General features: G+C 63.9%; 14 protein-coding genes and 1 tRNA gene. 9 read left to right on the top strand and 6 right to left on the bottom strand.

The genetic code is table 11. From position 1 onward, the window contains the following. Positions 1–143 precede the first annotated feature (143 nt). The 4 genes from mobF (at position 144) to OH799_RS32690 (ending at position 7076) form a co-directional block, all read left to right on the top strand. Positions 144–2489: a MobF family relaxase gene (gene mobF, locus OH799_RS32705; protein ID WP_406272316.1), complete on the top strand. Its 2346-nt coding sequence runs from the start codon at positions 144–146 to the stop codon at positions 2487–2489. Positions 2490–2643: 154 nt separating this feature from the next. Next, a complete protein-coding gene (istA, locus tag OH799_RS32700; RefSeq protein ID WP_406265554.1) occupies positions 2644–4143 on the top strand; it encodes an IS21 family transposase in 1500 nt (499 codons plus the stop codon). Then, positions 4140–4931 carry an IS21-like element helper ATPase IstB gene (istB, locus tag OH799_RS32695; RefSeq protein WP_406265551.1) on the top strand — a complete coding sequence of 264 codons (792 nt, stop codon included), beginning with the start codon at positions 4140–4142 and terminating at the stop codon, positions 4929–4931. Before istA ends, istB begins: the two co-directional genes overlap by 4 nt. Before the next feature lie 66 nt (positions 4932–4997). Beyond that, positions 4998–7076, top strand: a complete 2079-nt coding sequence (locus tag OH799_RS32690) for a hypothetical protein (RefSeq protein ID WP_406272313.1) — start codon at positions 4998–5000, stop codon at positions 7074–7076. A gap of 278 nt (positions 7077–7354) precedes the next feature. Here OH799_RS32690 and OH799_RS32685 read toward each other — a convergent pair whose 3' ends face one another. The 4 genes from OH799_RS32685 to OH799_RS32670 all read right to left on the bottom strand — a co-directional run bounded on the left by OH799_RS32685 (position 7355) and on the right by OH799_RS32670 (position 10460). Then, positions 7355–7663: a hypothetical protein gene (locus tag OH799_RS32685; RefSeq protein WP_406272310.1), complete on the bottom strand. Its 309-nt coding sequence runs from the start codon at positions 7661–7663 to the stop codon at positions 7355–7357. Between the two features lie 110 nt (positions 7664–7773). Next, positions 7774–8214 carry an NUDIX hydrolase gene (locus tag OH799_RS32680; protein ID WP_406272308.1) on the bottom strand — a complete coding sequence of 147 codons (441 nt, stop codon included), beginning with the start codon at positions 8212–8214 and terminating at the stop codon, positions 7774–7776. 6 nt (positions 8215–8220) lie between these two features. Beyond that, on the bottom strand, positions 8221–9474 hold the full coding sequence (locus OH799_RS32675) for a DegT/DnrJ/EryC1/StrS family aminotransferase (RefSeq protein ID WP_406272306.1): 1254 nt from the start codon (positions 9472–9474) through the stop codon (positions 8221–8223). Then, entirely contained in the window at positions 9471–10460 is a 990-nt protein-coding gene (locus OH799_RS32670; RefSeq protein ID WP_406272303.1) for a Gfo/Idh/MocA family protein, read from the bottom strand. The genes OH799_RS32675 and OH799_RS32670 overlap by 4 nt, the downstream gene beginning before the upstream one ends. Before the next feature lie 352 nt (positions 10461–10812). Here OH799_RS32670 and OH799_RS32665 point away from each other — a divergent pair, with 352 nt between their 5' ends. Then, positions 10813–12054 (top strand): XRE family transcriptional regulator, encoded by a 1242-nt coding sequence (locus OH799_RS32665; protein ID WP_406272300.1) that lies wholly within the window; start codon positions 10813–10815, stop codon positions 12052–12054. After that, the gene (locus OH799_RS32660; RefSeq protein WP_406272297.1) at positions 12051–12944 is read left to right on the top strand and encodes a phosphotransferase enzyme family protein; all 894 of its coding nucleotides are present in this window, start codon (positions 12051–12053) and stop codon (positions 12942–12944) included. The genes OH799_RS32665 and OH799_RS32660 overlap by 4 nt, the downstream gene beginning before the upstream one ends. A 174-nt stretch (positions 12945–13118) precedes the next feature. Here OH799_RS32660 and OH799_RS32655 read toward each other — a convergent pair whose 3' ends face one another. Next, the gene (locus OH799_RS32655) at positions 13119–13853 is read right to left on the bottom strand and encodes a transposase (RefSeq protein ID WP_406282807.1); all 735 of its coding nucleotides are present in this window, start codon (positions 13851–13853) and stop codon (positions 13119–13121) included. A 356-nt stretch (positions 13854–14209) separates the two neighbouring features. Here OH799_RS32655 and OH799_RS32650 point away from each other — a divergent pair, with 356 nt between their 5' ends. Together OH799_RS32650 and OH799_RS32645 are read left to right on the top strand one after the other, a co-directional pair. Continuing rightward, entirely contained in the window at positions 14210–14479 is a 270-nt protein-coding gene (locus OH799_RS32650) for a helix-turn-helix domain-containing protein (RefSeq protein WP_406272294.1), read from the top strand. Positions 14480–14678: 199 nt separating this feature from the next. Further along, positions 14679–15893 (top strand): tyrosine-type recombinase/integrase, encoded by a 1215-nt coding sequence (locus tag OH799_RS32645; protein ID WP_406272291.1) that lies wholly within the window; start codon positions 14679–14681, stop codon positions 15891–15893. Between the two features lie 79 nt (positions 15894–15972). Here the strand turns inward: OH799_RS32645 and OH799_RS32640 are convergent. Continuing rightward, a tRNA-Asn gene (locus OH799_RS32640) sits at positions 15973–16045 on the bottom strand. 200 nt (positions 16046–16245) lie between these two features. Here OH799_RS32640 and OH799_RS32635 point away from each other — a divergent pair. Continuing rightward, positions 16246–16491, top strand: a complete 246-nt coding sequence (locus tag OH799_RS32635) for a hypothetical protein (protein ID WP_357266647.1) — start codon at positions 16246–16248, stop codon at positions 16489–16491. Positions 16492–16692: the final 201 nt, after the last annotated feature.

Below are 16692 nucleotides of genomic sequence, written 5' to 3'. Positions count from 1 at the left end.
CCACTTTCTCCACCTTTCTCGCAAGCAGACCTCTTGCACCAAGGATAACGATTCGATAACTACCAGGGGTTTTGGCGGATTTGATACTAATGAGATGGGTCCGACGCCTGGACTAATTCGAGCCCGAGGTGCTTGCTGGAGGTATGACCGCGACGATCCATAAAGTCGTGGCAGGCAATGGGTATCAATATTATCTCCGCAATGTCGCCGCGAACGATGCCACTTCCCGAGGCCGCTCCAGCCTCGCCGACTACTACTCCGCACGAGGTGAGACGCCGGGCCGCTGGCACGGCTCCGGGTTGGCCGGCCTGGACATCCATCCTGGTGAGGAGGTCACCGAGGAACAGATGAAGTCTCTGTTCGGACTGGGCCGCCATCCGAACGCCGAGGCGATCGAAGACCGCGTCTACAACGAGCAGATGGAACTCGGCGCCAAGCACAAGGACGCCACCCGAGCCGCCGACAAAGCGACCCGTTTGGGTCATCCATTCCCGCTCTATGCCGATGTTTCCGAGTTCCGGAAACGGTGCGCGAAGGCGTTCGAGCAACATAATATCGCGCACGATTTACCTCCCGGCGATGCTATTTCCGATGCGGATCGGGCGCAGATCCGCACCCATGTCGCATCCGAAATGTTCACCGAAACCTACGACCGGCCACCGATTGATGCGCGCGAACTGTCGGGGTGGGTGGCCAAGAACTCGCGCCCGCACACCACCGCGGTCGCCGGTTTCGACATCACCTTCTCACCGGTCAAGACAGTCTCGGTGCTGTGGGCGGTGGCACCACGGGCGGTGTCCGAGCAGATCGAGGCCGCACACCACGCGGCCATCTCCGACGCATTGCGCTGGCTTGAGCAGCATGCGGTCTTCACCCGGTTGGGTCGCCACGGGGTCCGGCAGGTCGACGTCGAAGGGATCGTCGCGGCCGTCTTTTCTCACCGCGACAGCCGCGCAGGTGACCCGGACCTGCACACCCACGTGCTGATCGCCAACCGCGTACGCACCCTGGACGGCAAGTGGCGCACCCTCGACGGAACCCAGATCTACCGCGCGATGGTAACGGTCTCGGAGATCTACAACACCCGCCTCGAACATCACCTCGAACGAACCGTCGGCGTCGAGTTCACCGAACGCCCCGGCCAAGACCCCGCCAAACGCCCGATCCGGGAAATCCTCGGCATCCCAGCACCGTTGATCACCGCCTGGTCGCGCCGCGACACCGCGATCACCACCCGCCTCGGCGAGCTCACCGCACAGTTCCAAACTCTCCACGGACGCGAACCAACACCAGGAGAAGTGTTCGATCTCGCCGAGCGTGCCACCCTCGAAACCCGCCCCGCCAAACACCTTCCGCACTCCCTTGCCGAGCAGCGCAATACCTGGCGCGCTGAAGCCGAGCGACTGCTCGGAGGTCGAAAGGCGTTGGCACGCATGGTCCATGCGACGTTGAATCCGCTCCGCGTGTCTCGCCCGCAGATCACCGAGCACTGGATCACCCGCGCCGCCGAGCGCGTCATCGACGTCGTATCCGAACACCGCGCCACCTGGACGACCACCAATCTGCGCGCCGAAATCGAACGTCAACTTCGCGGTCACGTCGCCGGCGAAGACTGGGAACACGTCGCCGAAGCGGTACTCGCCGAGACCATCTACCCCACCCACGCCATCGCCCAACAGGATCCGGATCTGACCGACGAGCCCGAACTCCGTGCTGTACCGATCGTGTTGCAGCGCCGCGACAGCACTAGCGTCTACACCTCGCCGGACCGCCAGCTCTACACCTCGACGCGCATCCTGTCGGTCGAGCAGCAGCTGATAGATCTCTCGATCCAGCCCGGCGCCCGCCAACTCCCCGCACAAACCATCGCCACCGCAGTCGCCGACTACAACGCCACACACCCGGATCGACCACTCAACACCGGACAAGTCAGCATGATCGAAGGCTTCGCCGCATCGAATCTGCGTGTCCGCACCACCAACGCACCCGCAGGTTCGGGCAAGACCACCGCGATGGCAGTACTCGCGGATGCGTGGACGGCCAGCGGCGGCCAAGTCCTCGGGCTCGCCCCGACCGCAGCCGCAGCAGCGGTACTCGGCGAGTCGATCAACCACCGAGTCGAGACCGTCGACAAGGTCCTCGATGTCCTGCACCGGCACACACCCGCACCGAACAACCCCTATCTCGGCCGCGAGTATCCACCGTCGTTGCCGCAATGGGTCCTCGATATCAACCCCGACACGTTGGTGATCGTCGACGAGCACACCAAAATCGGGAACCGCAAACGCCTTCGCCTGCTCCGATATCTGGCCGATCGCGGCGCGACAATCCGCTGTATCGGCGACCCTCACCAGCTCGCATCGATCGAAGCCGGCGGCGCCGATATCGACATGAACGCTGCGGCTCCCGACACCGTACTGACCCTGACCCACGTCGTCCGGTTCGACTCCAGCGCTGAAGCGACCGCGAGTCTGTGTCCATGGCCGTGACAAAGTCCCCGCTGGTGGCTGGTTGTAGGTCGCCGCTGGCGGCCAGGTAGAAGTCCCCATTCCTCTTGCTCGTCGTGTCATGCCCGGAGCTCATGGCCTGGGCGGTGACGGTGATAGCGCCAACTGTCATTCCGTCACTGCCCAGGGAGTTCCATTGAAGTCTGCGAGGGAGCGAATGGACATCATTTCCGCCTATCGAGAGGTCGGAACCTATCGGGGGGCCGCCGAGCTGTGCGGCACCACGCACAAGACGGTGAAACGGGTCGTCGAGCGTGTCGAGGCCGGCGGCCGGCCGCCGGAGCGGGCACCGCGGTCCCGAAATTACGACTCGGTGCAGGATCTGGTCGCCGAACGGGTCGCCAAGTCGAAGGGCCGGATCTCGGCCAAGCGGCTGTTACCGGCCGCTCGCGCTGCCGGTTACGAGGGGTCGCCACGGAATTTCCGGCGCCTGGTGTCGGAGCAGAAAGCGTTGTGGCGCAAGGATAATCATCGGGGTCGTCGTCCGGCGGTGTGGTCGGCGGGTGAGTATCTGGTGATCGATTGGGCCGAGGCCGCGCCTGGGTTGCAGCTGTTTTGTGCGGTGCTGGCGTTCTCGCGGTGGCGGTTCACCGCGTTCGCCACCGACCAGAAACAGTCGACCACCCTGGCCATGCTCGCCGAAGCGTTCACCGCGATCGGCGGCGTCCCCGCCCGGGTGCTCGCCGACCGGATGGGCTGCCTGAAGGGCGGGGTGGTCGCGAACGTGGTCGTCCCGACACCCGAATACGTTCGGTTCGCAACACATTACGGTTTTCGTCCCGACTGGTGTCACGGCAGCGATCCGCAGTCCAAGGGCATCGTGGAGAACCTGTGTGGCTATGCCCAGCGGGATCTGGCGGTCCCGCTGCTGACCGAGGCCGCGATGACCGGGACGGCCGTGAGCCTGCGCGAGGCCAACGCGGCGGCGAGGACCTGGTGCGCGGAGGTGAACTCGCTGGTGCATTCGGAGATCTGTGCCGTCCCCGACGAACGCCTGGTCGTCGAGCGGGAGTTGTTGCGGGGATTGCCGTCGCTGCGGCTCGAGGTCGGTGCACCGGCGGTGACGCGCACGGTCGACCGGCTCTCGTGTGTGCGTTACGGGTCGGCCCGCTACTCGGTGCCGACCCGCCTGATCGGTGAGAAAGTGCAGATCGTCCTCGACTGCGGCGCGCTGCTGGTGCTCGAACCGGCGACCGGGGTGATCGTGGCCGAGCACGAACTCGTCGCTCCCGGTGACGCGTCGATCCTCGATGACCACTACGACGGGCCCCGGCCCGCGCCCAACCGCGGGCCGCGTCCGAAAACCACTGCAGAACAGCAGTTCTGCGCCCTCGGGCCGGACGCGGAAGCGTTCCTGGTCGGCGCGGCCGCGATCGGCAACACCCGCCTCGGCGCCGAGTTGGAGATCCTGCTCGCGCTCGGCGCCGCCCACGGCGAAGCCGCGCTGGTCGCGGCGTTGCGGCGGGCGGTCGCGTTCGGGCGGTTCCGCGCCGCCGACGTCCGCTCCATCCTCGCCGCTGGCACCGGCACCCCGCAGCCGCGGGGGGCCGGTGACGCGCTGGTGCTGGACCTGCCCACCGCACCGATCCGGTCCCTGGATGCCTACAAGATCACTCGTGACGGGAGCGCCTCGTGACCACAGCTCGATCGAAAATCGTCGCTCCCAAGCCGATTCCGGAACTCGCCGCCGATCTCGACGCTGGGCTGCGGCGGTTGAAGCTGGCCACGGTCCGGCGCACCGCGCCGGAGGTGCTGGCGGTCGCGAAAACCCAGCGCTGGACACCGGAAGAGGTGCTGCGGACTCTGATCGAGGCCGAGTTGGCTGCCCGCGACGCCTCCAACGCGGCCAACCGGCTCAAGGCCGCCGCGTTCCCGGTGACCAAGACTCTCGACAGCTTCGACGTGTCGGCGTCGTCGATCCCGCAAGCCACCTTCGACTACCTGTCGAGTCTGGAATGGGTTCGCGCGCAACACAATCTCGCGATTATCGGTCCACCGGGGACAGGCAAGAGCCACACCCTGATCGGGCTCGGCCACGCTGCGGTCACCGCCGGCCACAAGGTCCGCTACTTCACCGCCGCCGATGTAGTCGACACCCTCTACCGCGGCCTGGCAGACAACACCGTCGGCCGAATCATCGACACCCTGCTGCGCGCGGACCTCGTGATCCTCGACGAGATCGGGTTCGCGCCACTGGACGACACCGGCACCCAGCTGCTGTTCCGGCTGGTCGCAGCCGCCTACGAACGCCGCTCGCTGGCCGTCGCGTCGCACTGGCCGTTCGAGCAATGGGGCCGGTTCCTGCCCGAACACACCACCGCCGCCAGCATCCTCGACCGGCTCCTGCACCACGCCACCGTCGTCATCACCGACGGCGACTCCTACCGCATGAAACACCGCAACAAACGAGGTGACCGCCCCTGAACTAACCACCCCACCCCCAGCAAAGGGGTGGGGACTTCAACCCCGGCCACCAGCGGCGACCTGAAAGTGGCCATTGACAGTCTGCAACTGCGCGAAGGCGATCCGACCGCACTGGGCTGGTATCTGGACAACGGCCGCATCCACAGCGGACACGAAGGCGCCGTCCACGACGACGCGTTCATCGCATGGACCGCGGATCATCTCGCGGGCCGCGACACCATCATGTTGGCCGCCACTCATGACGTGGTGACCGAACTCAACGCGCGCGCACGCGCCGATCGCCTCGCTCGCACCGGCACCCCGGTGGGTGCACAATCCATGCTCTGCGACGGCCTCGCGGCCTCGGTCGGTGACATCATCCGCACCCGCCGCAACAATCCGAGACTGCGTTTAGGCGAACGCGACTGGGTCCGAAACGGCTACACCTGGACCGTCACCGCAGTCCACAACGACGGCAGTCTCACCGCCACCCACCACACACCCGACCGAAAACCAGGCCACAGTGTGCGACTGCCCGCCGACTACGTGAGCGAACATGTGCGCCTCGGGTACGCGACAACCATCGATTCCGCGCAAGGAATCACCGCCGAAACCTGCCACGTCGCACTCACCGGAAGCGAGTCGCTGCAACAGCTTTACGTCGCACTCACCCGCGGAATCTACGCCAACCACGTCTACGTCCCGACCGCCTTGGACGGTTCAGAAGGCTCGTTCTGGTCCGAACCCGCAGCCAATCCACGCACCGCCGTTGAGGTTCTGCTGCGCATTTTCGGTCGCGACGGTGCACAAAAGTCAGCGCACTCGATGCTGCGTGACGCGCTCGACCCGCACCAGCGCATCGGCCGCGCGCTCGATATCTACCTCGACTCCATCGGCATCGCCGCCGAAAACGCACTCGGTCCCGAAGGTCTCGAGCGCCTCGACACCGACGCCGAGACGATGCTCACCCACCTCACCGACTGCCCCGCCTACCCCATCCTGCGCCAACACCTAGCGGTGATCGCGCTCTCAGGACGCGACCCGATCACCGCCTTACGCACCGCGATCAACGCACGCGAACTCGACACCGCCGACGATGTTGCCGCCGTCCTGGACTGGCGCCTGGACCCAACCGGCGCCCACTCCACCGGCCACGGACCACTCCCCTGGGCCGCCGGAATCCCCGACGGCCTGGACGCCGAACATGACACCACACAGCTCGCCGCCCGCGCCCGCATCGTCACCGACATCGCCCACCAGATCCGCACCGACGCAACGGCGTGGACACCAGCGACGGCTCCGCCGTGGGCGCGCGCACTCCTCGGCACGGATCGACAACTCGTACAAGAACTCGCAGTCTGGCGAGCTTCGCTGCACGTAGACGACCGAGATCAACGGCCCACCGGACCACCACGGCACACTGTTCTCGAACGAGAACACCAGCGGCTCCTCGACTCCCGCATCAGTGATGTCCTCGGTGACCCACGCCTGCCAGCCAACACGTGGGCACCTGTCGTGCAACAGATCGCACCACGGGTCGTCACCGACCCGTGGTGGCCGAGCATCGCCGCCAAGATCGAGACCGCTCACCTCGCCGGAATCGACATCCAAACCCGACTCGCCAACGCCGCCGACACCCGCCCACTACCCGATGAGATGCCTGCCGCCGCACTGTGGTCCCGGCTTGAGATTGACCACTCAGCCCTGGACATACTCAACGGCGAGCACACCAGTGATTCCTTATCTGAGCCGCACGACACCACGGTCACGCCAGCCGATCGGGTCGCGAAGAATCCGCTGATCGTGCTCTCCGACGCTCAGCTCCGACAACAGATTACAGACCTCGAGCTGCGTATCGCCTTCGCGGACACCGACGAAATCCTTTACGGCCCAGCTCCCGAACTCCAGGACAACGACGATTCCGTCCACACCAGCGCAGTACGGAGTGGGTTCGCTCCCGCCGCCGACACCTCAGTGCTCGTCGCCGACTACCAGCGGCAGATCGATGAACTACGCACGGAGCAACAGCGACGCGCCACTCTCTCCGAGGCGCAGCAAGCCATCGAGCAACAGTTGCAGCGTGGTTTGAGCACCGACGCAGACAACGAGTTCGACGTCGACGACGATCTGATCACCCGACAACCCGACATCGACCTAGAGCTTTAACGAAACAGGACGGGCACGACCAGCTTCATCGGGGCGGGTTTCTGACCATCGTGACCTGCTCAGGTGGGAATTCAGAGCGATCGTCGACCACCCGAGTACCGATCCAGGGACACCTCCCCGGAATCCACCCATCATGAGCACTGATCTTTCCATCGACTAACCGAACTAAGCCCGAACAGAACCGCGACGGGCAGGCAACCGAAACCAGGGCTTGCGATGCCGGATCGAATGCTCCGACCCCGCAATGCGACAACTTGATCCATGGACCACACGCGCAATCAGGCTTCGACATCAGGCACACCCTCTGCTCGTTCGTCGAGAACCATCCGACCGTTGTCGACCAACGTGTTGCGGGCACGTCGGCGCACCCGGCATCGGTCCACAGAGCATTCGAGGTGCACCTGCATCGCCTTATGCGCCTGCGCAGTGGTCATCGGCCCCGGATCCGCACCGCACGACCACACCGGCGCATGTAGGTAGTCGACGACGGGCAAATCGCTGGTCGGGCACCCAACGTCACGAGCGAAGCGTCTTTCGCGTTCGAGCCGCTCCCTGATCCGATCAACCGTGAGCTTGCTGTCAGGCATTTCTCTCATCCCTTTCGTGCGGGATCCGGCGACGGCCTCGGCCTGGGCGCGTCAGCAGGGTTGACGCTCCTGCCGAGACGGGCCGCCGCCGGCGCATCCCGCATTTGCAATCAGACGGCCCGATGCCTATGCAGTACTTCTTTCACTGCGTCGGTGACTGGTGGCTCTTCAGCCAAGCTGGTCCAGGTGTAGGCGTCGTGTTCGGTGAGCTCGACCGGTTCGGGATCAACTACGTCGACGGTGAAGTTGAACTGCCGGCTCTTCTTGCCGCTGCCGGATTGATAGTCGAACTCGCCCAAGTACTTTCGGATTCCCGCGATGTCGAGTCCGGTTTCCTCTTTCACCTCACGGATGAGGGCTTGATCGAGCGTTTCGCCTGGATCGACCTTGCCGCTGGGCAGCTCCCAGATGCCGCCCATGAAATCGTCGGCTGGTCGTTGCAGCAGCAAGACTTTGCCGTCGTGCGCGACGACCGCGCCGACGACGAGCTGTTGTACCTGGTCGCGTTCGGCATCGCTGGTCAGAGTCTCCAGCAGCGTGGTTTCGATCATCAATCCTTATCCCTTCAACTCGGTGTGGTGTGCGGCGACTTTGCGGATGGCTTCGATGTAGCAGTCGACGATCCAGAGATCTTGTTCCTCGTGCCAGACCGGCAGTTTGAGTGTCGCGTGGTGGATCTCCTCCGCCCGCGGGTAGTCGCCCGCCGCGTAGGCCAGTTTCCCTGTGAATGCCGGGAACAGGGGTCCTGGCTCCTGAAACAGCGGTAGCTGGTTCAGCGGACACGTGGAACCTGGACGATCGATCTCGGCGCACCCTTCGGCCAGCAGCGCCTCATGGAACCGTTCGACCGGCAAATCATTGAAGGAGTCAGCGTCGTACTGCATTGTCAGCCCATACCAGGACGACTGAACGCCTAGTTCGGCCCGCGGAATCGTCACGCCTGGCAACTCGTCGAGCTCGTCGGCGATGTATGCAGCGATACGCTGACGACCATCGAGGTACTCGTCCAGACGCGAAAGTTGATCCAGCGCAACCGCAGCGGCCAGCGGATGGATGCGATGCTTGAGGCCCATGCCGGTGACGGCATAGCGGTACAGTTCGCTGTCAGAAGGGATCTCGCTACGGCAGCGCTTGTTATATTGCCCGTGGAGTAGGACTCGGTGATACACCTCGTCGTCATCGGTCAGCACGAAGCCGCCCTCGCCCGCGGACAAAGGCTTGGGTCCGTTCATGCTGAACGCAGCAGCACGCCCGAAAGTACCGACCTTCCTGCCGGCGACGCTCGCCCCGTGAGCATGAGACGCGTCCTCGAACAGTTGCAGACCGTAGGTATCGGCGAGCTGTTTCAAGCTCTGGATTTGAGCGGGCATGCCCCACATGTGCGTGACCACAATGGCTTTGGTGCGGTCGGTGATCCGTCGCGGTACGTCGTGCGGATCGAGATTGCCCCTGGCGTCGCAGTCGGCCAACACCGGTGTCGCACCGAGGTGCAGCAGCGGGGTTGCCGTGGCGAAGAAGGTGTAGGCGGGCACGATGACCTCGTCACCCGGCCCGATCCCGCACGCGGCGTACATCGAGTACAGGGCGGCCGTGCCGGAGCTGGTGAGGACGGCATAACGTACGCCGAAGTAGCGCTGTAATGCATCTTCCAGCTCGGCGATCACGCTGGAGCGGTTGTAGATGGAGAAGCCATCCCACAGTTGATAGAGCACCGCGCCAGCGGTGGCCTCCGTCAGCGGCGGCCACAAAAAGTGCGGAGCCGCTTTACTAATGACCGGTGTGCCGCCGAGAAGAGCCAATGAAGATGTCACAGCAACTCCTGTGGGTTGATGGAAGTGCGGGTACGCGCGGCCTCGTAGCAGGCCGCGACGAAAGCCATGTGGGCCAGGTTGTCGGCAGGACTGCTGAGGTTCGGTCGAGTGCCATCGATGACGCGGTGGAAGTAGTCGATCTGGCAGGCCGCGGCCGATGGCCAGGCTTGCTCGCGCCGTAGTGATTCGATGACCTCACCGCCGTTGGTCAGCCGGCGAATGCACCCGCGTTCCAGATGGACGATGCCGTCGGAGCCGATCAGCCGGATCTCCTCGGCTTTGGGACCGACGAAACGCGATAGCAGCAGCGATCCGTATAGGCCTGTGTCGTAGGAGAAGTGAACGAGCGCAGTGTCTTCGGCGTCATAGTTACGATCCGGCCGAGCACTGATCGATAGGTCAGCGGTGATGCTGTCCGGTAGACCGAAATACCAGAGAAGCAGGTCGATCAGGTGGTAGCCCATATCGATCACGCAGCCACCTCCGGCCTTGGCCGTGACGCCACGCCAGCCATCGGAAGGGTCTTCAACGTGCACGGTGTAGCGAGCGTCTACCAGGAACGGTGTACCGATCTGGTCTGCGAGCTGGGTAAAGCTGCTGTAGATCGGGTTGAAGCGGCGCTGCAGCGTGACCATCAGCTGGATGCCGGACTGTTCACACAGGTCGGCAAGTTCGACGGCCTCGACCAAACCCGTAGCGAACGGCTTCTCCTTCAGGACGTGAACCCCATGTTCCGCGGCGGCTTCGATCACACTTCGCCCGACATCGTGCGGAACGCAAACGATGACGAAGTCGAGCTGCTCAGCGTTCAACATCTCCCGGAAATCGGTGTAGCCCGACACCTGGTACCGCTGCTTCTGTTCGACAACGATCCCCGGATTCTCATCACAGACGGCGACAAGCTCAGCGGTACTGGACGCGAGCAACCCTGGCAGATGATCATCCACCGCCTGGTGACCGAGACCAACGACACCAGCTCGACGCATTGATCGGCCTTGGGTGGCGAGTCTGCTTGTGCGCCAGGATGGTTCGATCGTCGGCGCGCTGACGCAGGGCGCTAGTGAACTGCCGATAGTGCCCCGAAGTGATTCGCACGATCTCATTGGATCCCCCAGATTTGGTGAGTCGGTGCTCGTGATGGTCAGCTTCTAGATTCGTCGTCAACGAGGTCCAGCAAGAGGGCAAGTTACGGGGCAGAACACCGTCCGTCCGCTCCATACGAGTGCTGCTGGATAAACTGAGCCGACCGGTTACTCGGCAAGGGGGCACATGCCACCGAACGTGCATCTACAACGGCGACGCGAGGCGACACCGTCAAGGGTTGAGCCTCGGCGAGCGATGTGCCGTGCCGAACTGGCGGAAGCGGTCAACAACTACCTGTGGCGCACTCACCGGCAGCGCTGCGATCTAGATGCCCGCACTATCGCGCGCTACGAGCGCGGCGTGGTCCGATGGCCGAACGAGCGATACCGCGAGGCATTCCGCGTCGTTCTCAGCGCAACCGATAGCGAACTCGGGTTTATCCCCTCCCGTCAGCGACGGGAAGACACCCGATCTCCCGATGGAACGTTGGCGGTGAATCTGTTCAGCCCGTTCGATCCGGGCGTCATCCCCACCACCTATCTCGGATCGAGCACAACAGACGAAAAGCCGGTCAGCCGCGTGGGCTGGACGGATGTGGACCAAGTGCAGACCGCCACGCGGGAGGCCGCTCAGGCCGAGAACCTGCATGGTGGCGGCTCAGCCAGCCTCACCGCAGGCGCACAGGTCACCCGCTTCGTCCGGCTGCTCGACGGGCATTCCGCGCCGGCCACTCGCCGTGCGCTGCTCGAAGCAATCGGAAACCTGAGCAGCGTGGCCGGTTACGCTGCCTTCGACATCGGCGACTACCCGGTGGCCGAGCGCAGGTTCCGACTAGCGCTGTGGTGTGCCGACAACGCTGGCTCCTGGGAATTACGCGCGAGCACGTTGGCAGATATGGCTCGAAAGATGGCCTACATCGGCAACACCGACGGTGCGCTGTCGTTGATCGAACTCGCTCAGGTCCGGTCAGACCGACTGTCCGCCACCGCCCGCGCGATGCTCAGCGCACTGCGTGCCCAGTTCCTCGCCACAACGGGACGGACACAAGAGGCACTCACCGAAGTCGCCAGGTCTGACGAGCATTTCGCCAACCGCACCCCCGCCACCGACGCTCCCTGGCTGTGCTACTACGACACCGCCGAACACCTCGGCAGCACCGGGAAGGCATTGATGCCCGTCGCGAAAGCACGACAGCGAATCGACTTGGCAGCACCAAGGATCCGTGAAGCCGTCGCGCTCCAAGGAACCCAGTATCCGCGTTCGCGAACCTTCTCGCTTACTCGATTAGCCACGCTGACAATGCAATTGGATGATCCGAGAGAAGCCGCTGTCATCGGCCTGCAAGCTACCCAGCAAGCCACCGCCTTTCGCTCACAGCGCATCCAGAACGAACTCCGCACGCTGGCGGCGGCAGCAGCACCTCGGCGCCGGATGACTGAAGTCGCGGAACTGCGGTACGCCATCGCCAGCAGCGCACCAACAGGTTCGGATCAATGAGTTCGCCACGCTCGCACACCTCGGCAGACGAGGTGTTGGCCAAAGCTGCAGAAGTCAGCGGCGTCGATCTGCGTGGTGCCGAAGTAATTCGAGACGGATCACATGCGATCTACCGGTTGGCCGATAACATCGTCGCCCGGATCGGACAACCAGGCAGCATCGATGACGCCGACCGTGAACTACGAGTCTCCCAGTGGCTCAACGATTCCGGGATACCGACAGTCGAGGCCGAAATATCACTGACGCAACCGATCGTCGTCGCCGACCGCCCCGTCACATGGTGGCGCTTGATCCCTGACCACCGCCCATCGACGCCAGGCGAGCTGGGCGCAATGCTGCGGACGCTCCACGCGTTGCCACCCCCAACAGAATTCGAACTTCCCGCCTACGACCCCTTCACCGGGCTCGAGAAACGCATCGACACCGCGGACATCCTCGACCAGGACGATCGAACGTGGCTGCTCCAGCACTACGCACGACTACGCACCCAGTACCATTCCTTGCCAAACACCCTCTCTTCCTGCGTGATTCACGGTGATGCCTGGCAGGGCAACCTGGTAGTGCCACCTTCAGGCATCCCGACAGTGCTCGACCTCGACAAGATGTCGATCGGCCGACGCGAATGGGACCTCACCCAACTAGGTGTGGACTACACCGATTTCAGCCGCGTGCCCTACGACGACTATCAGTCGTTCGTCACGGCGTACGGCGGCGATGACGTCACCGAGTGGCCAGGATTCCGGACCCTCGCCGACATCCAGGAGCTCCGATGGGTCGCGTTCGCTGTTGCCCAATCAGCAGGCAACGGCAATGCAGCTCGACAAGCCAAGCACCGGATCGCGTGCCTGCGCGGGCAGGTTCCTCGACCCTGGCAATGGGAGGCGTTGTAACGGCGCCCCCGCCAGAACGTCCTCGACGTGCCTGCCGGAAAGGGTTGCGAGGCGTTGCCTCGGACACGATCCCGGTCCAGCCAAAGCTGAACTTCGAGATCGGAACGTCTGTGAACCTAAGGGTTGTCCCGTAAGTCTGGGATAGTGACGTCAGCCGGTTCACCGGCCAAGACGTCAGTGGGCGTGGGCGAGGTTGGCCAGAGTAGCGATACCAGCAATCGCGACAGCGACACCGTCGCCGCGTAGACGACAGTCGCGCAAGATCTTCCAGGTCTTCATCCGGGCGAAAGCGTGCTCGACGCGGGCACGGACCTTGCGGTGAGACTTGTTGTGGGCCTGTTTCCATTCCGGCAACTCCCCGCCAGGCGGGCGACGATGCGGGATGATTACACCGGTGCCCTGATAGCCACCATCAGCGATCACCACCGCGTTGCGGCAGGCATGAGCGGTACCGGACTCCGCCCAGGCCCGGCAGTCGTTACGGTTACCCGGCAACGGACGCCCGAGCGCGACGACGAGTTCGGTGTCGGCGTCGATCACGACCTGATGGTTGGTCGAGTACCGGTAGTTCTTACTCGGCGCGGCCACCTCGTGATCACGGGTCGGGACCAGGGTGCCGTCCACGATCAGCACCGCACCACGCGGAAACCGGGTCCGGGGCCGTAGCTCCAACGCAGGTCCCAGGTCCTCGATCACACGGGCCGCGGCCGACTTCGACACTCCGAACACTGCAGCGAGCTGGCGCATCGTGAGGTTGGTCCGCCAGTAGGTGGCCACCAGCAACACTCGGTCCTCGAAACACAACCCCCAGGGCCGGCCCCGCAACGGCCGGTCGGCGCCTTCGCGCCGCAACCGGGTGATCAGACGAGCGAACGTGCGTGGCCGCAGCCCGGAGAACAACTCCACCATCACCGGATCAGCCGCCGAGATCACCACTCGCGACACGATACCGTTGCCGCTCAACAGCTTACGGGACAACCCTTAGTTGTGGCGCATTGGCCGAAGATCAGGTTTCATGGACCCTGGGAGAATCAGTGCGACGGGTAGAAAGCGACCTGCCATGCCCACAATCATCTCCCGGCCTCCTGCCCAGCTGACGAACGATCGAATAGACCGACCAGGCCGTCGCTGAACAGTTCCGATCGCGCCCATCTGACGATTCAGCCACTCTGCACTCCTGTAATCAATTGGGCATCAACATCTTTCGGCTGCGGGCTTCCACAGCATGCTGCACAACAGAGTTCCTCGCTCTCGAGGACATCCAAATGAATTCTGATGACGTGTGGCTCAGCACCGAAGAATTGGCCGCTCGTCTGAAAATCCCGAAGAAGACACTTGCGGTCTGGGCGTCGGCTGGGCGGGGGCCGAGATACGCACGCATCGGTCGATATCGCCGGTATCGCCTCAGCGATCTGCTCCTCTGGGAACAGGATCAACTCGACAAGAGCGCACCGTCGAGAGTCGAGTATCCAGGCCAAGATTCCCACCGCCGACCGCCCACTCGGCTCGACCGCGGTCGCAGCAGAGATCACTGAGCGCCAGACACAGACAGCTACCCACTGGCAATCATTCTCGTCTTGACGTAGTCCGCTGCGATGAGGCAGTTTTCGTGCCTAGACCTCGCCCATGCGAAGACAGCAATCTTCCAGCCCGCCGACGGCATCTCCTGCCCGTCGAGCCAGGCAAACACTCAAACGGACTGACTCACCCAGCCCGATCCCAGGAAGGACAGTGATGCCCAGACAATCGCTGCCTATCGGCACCTACGGCCGGATCACCTCCAAGCGGCAGCCGAACGGAAGCTGGCGTGCAACCACGCGCTACCGAGACGACGACGGAATCACCCGCCCAGTACACAAATTCGGCCCTACGAAGGGTCAGGCCGAGGACATCCTCCGCAAGGCGCTCACCCAACGCTCTGGGGGTCGCGGCCGCTTGATCACCCGGGACACGAAACTCACCGATTTGGCCGACCTGTGGTTGGCAGAGAAGGTCCTCCAGGAAGGCATCACCGAGCAGAGTCTGGACCTGTACCGGATGGAGATCAACGTCTCCACCGACCGCCGGGCCAGCAAGGACACCGTCAAAATCAAACCAGCGCTCGGCGCCTTGCGGATATGGGAAGCCACCACTTCGCGCATCGACGCTTATCTCAAACGCATCGTGCTCAACGGCCACCGAGAGAAGGCCCGGCGGCAGCGCGTCATCCTCTCCGAGATGATGAGCATGGCCGTGCGCCACGACGCCATCGACCGCAACCCCGTCCGCGAAGTAGCCGACCTCCCCCGCAAGCGCCAGAAACCTCGCGCCGCCGACCTCGAAACCCTCACAGAGCTTCGAGCCCAACTACAGGCGTGGGTAGATGGAGAGCCCCTCGATGGGGCTCCCGCCTACACCTACGGCCCCAAACGCAACCCGAGGGTCCTCGACGTCGCAGACGTCGAACTCGGAACGGGCCCGCGCCCCGGCGAAGCACTCGCCCTGCGCTGGTCCGATGTCGACCTCGACAGCACCCCGGCGCGGATCACATTCTCCGGCACCATTATCCGAATCAAGGGCAAAGGACTGATCCGGCAGGAATGGACCAAGACAGACTCCGGATACCGGACCGTCGTGCTGCCCCAGTTCGTCATAGACACCCTTCGGAGAGTCAAGGCCGAAGCAGTCGCGACCGAGCTGGACTTGGTCTTCCCCAACCGCGACGGCGGCATCTGGGATCCCCACAACTTCAACCGTCTGTGGCGCCAAGCACGCGGCGAGAAGTTCGCCTGGGTCACCCCCAAGACCTTCCGTAAGACCGTCGCATCCCTCATCGCCGAGCAGTACGGCCCCCAAGCCGCAGCTCAGCAGCTCGGCCACGCCAACGACTCGGTCACCAAACGCCACTACATCGACCAACCCACCGAAGCACCCGACTTCACCGCCGCTCTAGGCGGCCTCGCACGCTGAAAGCGTGTCGTTTCCGTGTCGTTCTACCCCTGAAAAGCAAAAAACCAGGGTCGAACGTTACCGTTCGCCCTGGTCACTGCTCCCCCATCTGGACTCGAACCAGAAACCTGCCGATTAACAGTCGGCTGCTCTGCCAATTGAGCTATAGGGGACTATCCTCGGCTCGCTCGTGGTACCGGGCGGGCCGAGGAGAAACTTTAGCGTATCGCTGGGCGAGGGCCCAAATCGCGTCTCTAGCTGCTGACTTGTCCGGGATCGCGGGTGTGTTCGTGGCGGGCGTCCGGATCGACAGGCGTGCGGGGTGTCGGGCAGGATAGTAGCCGCGAACAGCCAACGGGAGGAGCACATCGAGATGCTGCGGTTGATCATCGGCGTGGCGGCCGGTTACGTACTCGGCAGCAAGGCCGGGCGGGCTCGCTACGAACAGATCAGTGCGGCTACCCGCGCACTGACGGAGAGCCCGGTGACCCGCAAGCTCGTGCTCTTCGGCAGACAGAAATTGGCGGACAAACTCAGCACCCGGCCACGGCTGGAGCCGATGGAGCCGCTCGACGAGCGGACGACCCTCATGGTGCCGCACGACCAACTGCGCCGCTGAAGGGTAGTCACGGGGGCCGATGAAGCGGGTCGCAGTGGGCCTCGTCATCGAACCGATCCAGCCTTGCTTGGCCGGTTGGCGGTCGGGGCCCAGACGGGCGACGACTGGGATCGATCGGAATCGTGGTTAGGCCAGATCCGACCGAGTACGACATATCCGCCGGCGCGGGCGGAGCGCGAAGCCCTGCTCAGCCCGCTGAAC

This window comes from Nocardia sp. NBC_00881 (assembly GCF_045207455.1).
Lineage (GTDB): Bacteria > Actinomycetota > Actinomycetes > Mycobacteriales > Mycobacteriaceae > Nocardia.
Note: the sequence above shows the minus strand (reverse complement) of the source record. Positions and strands in the feature narration are given on the sequence as shown.

Bases quoted from the DNA above. Each gene is read 5' to 3' on its own strand.
- OH799_RS32665 (WP_406272300.1), top strand. From the start codon at position 10,813: ATGTGCCGTGCCGAACTGGCGGAAGCGGTCAACAACTACCTGTGGCGC.
- mobF (WP_406272316.1), top strand. From the start codon at position 144: ATGACCGCGACGATCCATAAAGTCGTGGCAGGCAATGGGTATCAATAT.
- OH799_RS32645 (WP_406272291.1), top strand. From the start codon at position 14,679: ATGCCCAGACAATCGCTGCCTATCGGCACCTACGGCCGGATCACCTCC.
- OH799_RS32680 (WP_406272308.1), bottom strand. From the start codon at position 8,214: ATGATCGAAACCACGCTGCTGGAGACTCTGACCAGCGATGCCGAACGC.
- OH799_RS32655 (WP_406282807.1), bottom strand. From the start codon at position 13,853: ATGGTGGAGTTGTTCTCCGGGCTGCGGCCACGCACGTTCGCTCGTCTG.
- OH799_RS32650 (WP_406272294.1), top strand. From the start codon at position 14,210: ATGAATTCTGATGACGTGTGGCTCAGCACCGAAGAATTGGCCGCTCGT.
- OH799_RS32670 (WP_406272303.1), bottom strand. From the start codon at position 10,460: ATGCGTCGAGCTGGTGTCGTTGGTCTCGGTCACCAGGCGGTGGATGAT.
- OH799_RS32635 (WP_357266647.1), top strand. From the start codon at position 16,246: ATGCTGCGGTTGATCATCGGCGTGGCGGCCGGTTACGTACTCGGCAGC.
- OH799_RS32685 (WP_406272310.1), bottom strand. From the start codon at position 7,663: ATGCCTGACAGCAAGCTCACGGTTGATCGGATCAGGGAGCGGCTCGAA.
- OH799_RS32660 (WP_406272297.1), top strand. From the start codon at position 12,051: ATGAGTTCGCCACGCTCGCACACCTCGGCAGACGAGGTGTTGGCCAAA.